Origin of the sequence: Nocardia amamiensis (assembly GCF_015477605.1) — a bacterium.
Classification (GTDB): domain Bacteria; phylum Actinomycetota; class Actinomycetes; order Mycobacteriales; family Mycobacteriaceae; genus Nocardia; species Nocardia amamiensis_A.
This window is the reverse complement of record NZ_JADLQX010000112.1, coordinates 1-3278: the sequence shown is the minus strand read 5'-3', so window position 1 is coordinate 3278 and position 3278 is coordinate 1. Positions and strand designations below refer to the sequence as shown.

Here is a 3278-nt window from a genome sequence, read left to right as displayed (position 1 = left end):
CTTTGCCCGGAGTTCACGCGAACTGAAGGTTTCTTGGCAGGAACCCAAGGATGCTTACGGGATTTGGGGCGGGTCGATCCTTGGGTTCGTGCTCAACCCGGTGGATCGTGTTTCTCGGCTGGGGTTTGCAGGATCTGTCGAGCGGCTGCGCAGTATCGGATCGCGGTGGTGTCGTCGAGTCCGAAAACGACGGCCAGGTGGAGTGGGTCGGGTCCGTGGGTGAGTGCCTCGTCGAGTTGCCGGTCGACGCGTAAGGCTTCCAGGGTGGCGGTTCGGCGGCGGAATGGCGCGGTGAGCGCGTTGACGCTGATGGCTCGGGTGCTCGACGCGGTCTGCTTGTTGATGATCAGGTGCGGGTTGGCGGTGTTGGGCCAGCGTCTGCGTCGATATTCCAGCCAGTCGATGAGGAGCCGGTGGGTGAGTTCGTCGAGTGGGCGAGTCACCGAGCCGATGGTCAGCCGCCGGTTGCCGAGCTCGATGTCGTCCAGGCGCAGGGTGCGGATGGCTTCGGGGCGGGCGGCGTGAATCGCGGCCAGGGCCAGCGCGATGCGGGCTGCCGGTGTGGTCGCGGCCTGGGTTGCGTCGTCGATGTGGTTGCCGCGCAAGGGAAGAATGATCGGGTCGTCGCGGTGTCCGATGCGGACTCGCGCTGCCGGGTCGGCGAAGATGGTGCCGCGCTTTTTGCAGTGCCGCATCAGCGAGCGCAACGCGCCGAGAGTTCGACGGCGCAGATGGCCGTGTAAGGTGCCGGCGACTGCGGCGACGTCGCCGGTGGTGGCCTCGCGCAGGTGGTCGTATCGGGTGGACCATTCGATCAGCACGGGGTGGGTGGCGCGCAGGTAGTGGCGGACGGTGTTGATGTTGCGGGGTTGGCTGCGGGGCCCGCCATACCGCAATACTCGCGCCCAGTCGCGGACGTCGGCGGCGATGCCCGGGGCGAGGTCGGCGAGTTTGCCTTCCAGCCAGGTGTCGAAGGCCGGGACACGGTCATCGATCAGCAATCCCATCGCGGCCAGTACTTCGGCGACCCTGTTGATGCTGACTCCGTAGCGGTGCAGCACGCCGATCAGGTCCGAGTAGCGGAACTGCTCGCCGTCGCCGTGTCCGGACAGGAGGATGACCAGGGCCCGGTCCAGTTCGGCGGCCAGTTTGGTGTTCCAGCCACGGCCCTCGCCCAGCGCCTGGGCGATCCGGCGGGCTCGGACCAGCGCGGGGCTGGCGGGCTCGGCGTGCTGGGCCCAGTCGAAAGCCCGGCCGGCCCCTGGCAGGTGCAGTTGCAGTTGCCCGCCCTCGACCAGGGAGGGCTCCGGCGGCAAAGCAGCGACGACGGTGGCGCGGAGGCGGGCGCGTAGCCGCACGCCGGAGCGCGGGCCGCGCATCTTGGTCATCCCCGCGAACCACAACTGGTGGAAGGTGACCCGAGCGAGATCCTCGTCGGTGACGACCGGAGGATCGGTGGCCAGCGAGGCGGCCTGGAGCCAGCAGAGCCGGCAATGGCTGTTCTTCAACGGCACGACCCGAGCACACCCAGCACAGGCAGCGGCGGGATGGCGCCGCCGGAAGTCGTAGCAGGCGCGGCAATAGCCGCCATACAACACACCCCAGGCCAGGCATTCGGGGCAGCTCGACGCCAGCTTGTCCGGTGCACGCCGGACAGGCTGCCTCCGTTCCAGGGTCACGCTGGCCTCCGCTTGCTCACATGGGTGGAAGTGACCGGCCGTCACGGCGTTTCGGTGTTACCACCGCTGCGCTGGTCCCCGCACCGCTGGTGCCGGTCGAGACCTTCGGCTCGGCGTCGGTGACCGGCCGGTTGACCTTGCCGGGCTCGGGGATGAGCACCTCCTCGATCCCACAGCCGAGCACGGCGCAGATGATGTCCAGGTCGTCGAGCTTGACGCTGGCCGGGCTGCCTGACCACAGCCCGGACATCTTCCCCGCGCTGATCACCAGGCCGTGCTCGGCGAATTGGCGCTGCAACTCGCTGGCCTTCCAGATGCCCCGATTAGCGGCGGCCAACCGCAAGTTCCACCTCATATCCCCAGTCCCTTCAGACGCTGAGCGGCACGTTCCTGCCCGGAAAGCCACGCATCCTCGACATGCGTGCGATGAACATGGACATAATTCATCGTTGTGGCAACCCAGGAGTGGCCTAACGTCTCCTGGATAGCGATCAAATCCATTCCGCCCAAATACAATTGGCTTGCGCAGAAATGGCGCATGACATGTGGAGTCAGGCTGTCCGGCCATTCCGGCAGGTGCCTGGCTGCGGCCTCGGCCAGACCGGCCCGCAACGCCTCGCTGCCCACCCGGGCGGCGGTGCCATCGGTATTACGGCGCTCCGAACAGAACAGCGGCGCGCCCAGCCGCGCGGGATCGTCGCCGAGCTGACACCACACGTCCTCGACGAACCATCGAAGCGTCCGGCCCGCGCCGTTGATCAGCGGCACCATGCGCTCGCGGGGCCCGGAACCCCGGGCACCTTTGCCATGGCGGACATGGAGTTTGCCGAACCGGCCCAGATCCCACTTGATATCGGCCAGATCCAGGTGACGCGCCTCGTTGACCCGCAACCCCACCTCGGCCATCAACCGAGCCGCGGCATAATTGCGGGCCACCGGCCCGAACTTGCGGCAGGTCGCCAACTCCTCACGCCACCCGGCGAACAACCGTGCGATCTGCTCGGCGGCCGGCGGGATGCGCAACTTGGCCTTCCGCTGGCCCCTGGGCCGGTTCATCTCGTCGATCGGGCACTCGACGACCCGGCCCGTCAGGTTGTAGATCTCGATCTTGTGCCGCAGCTCCAGAAACTCGAAATAGGTCTTGAGTGCCTGCGCCCGAGCCAGTCTCGTGGGGATCGGCACCGGCCGCAGCACCGTCCCGAAATAGGCGTCCGCGTCCGCGGGCAGCATGTCCCACAACGGTTTCCCGAACCAGGTCCGAACCTGCTCCAAATGGCTGACATCCGAGCGAATCGTGTTGTCCGACAAGCCAGCCGCGCAACGGGCCAGGACAAACCCTGCGAACACGTCAGTCTCGAACCGCTCGACGTCCTCCGGGCCCGCCGCCGCACGCACCTCGCGGAGATCCCGCACAACCGACAACCCCACCGCGCCTCCTGGCCTTCACCTTCACCGCTGGAGCATCATCGAAATTGAGATCGGCTCAGGCTATCCGAAGTTCAGTCACAACGGCCAAGAACCAGCGAAACACGGAGAACCCCCAGGTCCAGCACGGAGACCGTCAGCACGGACCCCAACGAACTCCAGGGTTATTTTTTA

At 66.8% G+C, this 3278-nt stretch carries 3 protein-coding genes; all 3 read right to left on the bottom strand.

What is annotated here, in order from left to right; all coding sequences use genetic code 11:
* Nucleotides 1–92 precede the first annotated feature (92 nt).
* From IU459_RS36880 to IU459_RS36870, 3 genes are read right to left on the bottom strand one after another with little or no spacing between them, the layout of a single operon-like run.
* A complete protein-coding gene (locus IU459_RS36880) occupies nucleotides 93–1679 on the bottom strand; it encodes a hypothetical protein (RefSeq protein WP_195134211.1) in 1587 nt (528 codons plus the stop codon).
* A 16-nt stretch (nucleotides 1680–1695) separates the two neighbouring features.
* Complete coding sequence (locus IU459_RS36875) at nucleotides 1696–2034, bottom strand: helix-turn-helix domain-containing protein (RefSeq protein ID WP_195134210.1); 339 nt, start codon at nucleotides 2032–2034, stop codon at nucleotides 1696–1698.
* Nucleotides 2031–3107 (bottom strand): tyrosine-type recombinase/integrase, encoded by a 1077-nt coding sequence (locus IU459_RS36870; protein ID WP_195134209.1) that lies wholly within the window; start codon nucleotides 3105–3107, stop codon nucleotides 2031–2033. Before IU459_RS36870 ends, IU459_RS36875 begins: the two co-directional genes overlap by 4 nt.
* Nucleotides 3108–3278: the final 171 nt, after the last annotated feature.

Bases quoted from the DNA above. Each gene is read 5' to 3' on its own strand.
- IU459_RS36875 (WP_195134210.1), bottom strand. From the start codon at position 2,034: ATGAGGTGGAACTTGCGGTTGGCCGCCGCTAATCGGGGCATCTGGAAG.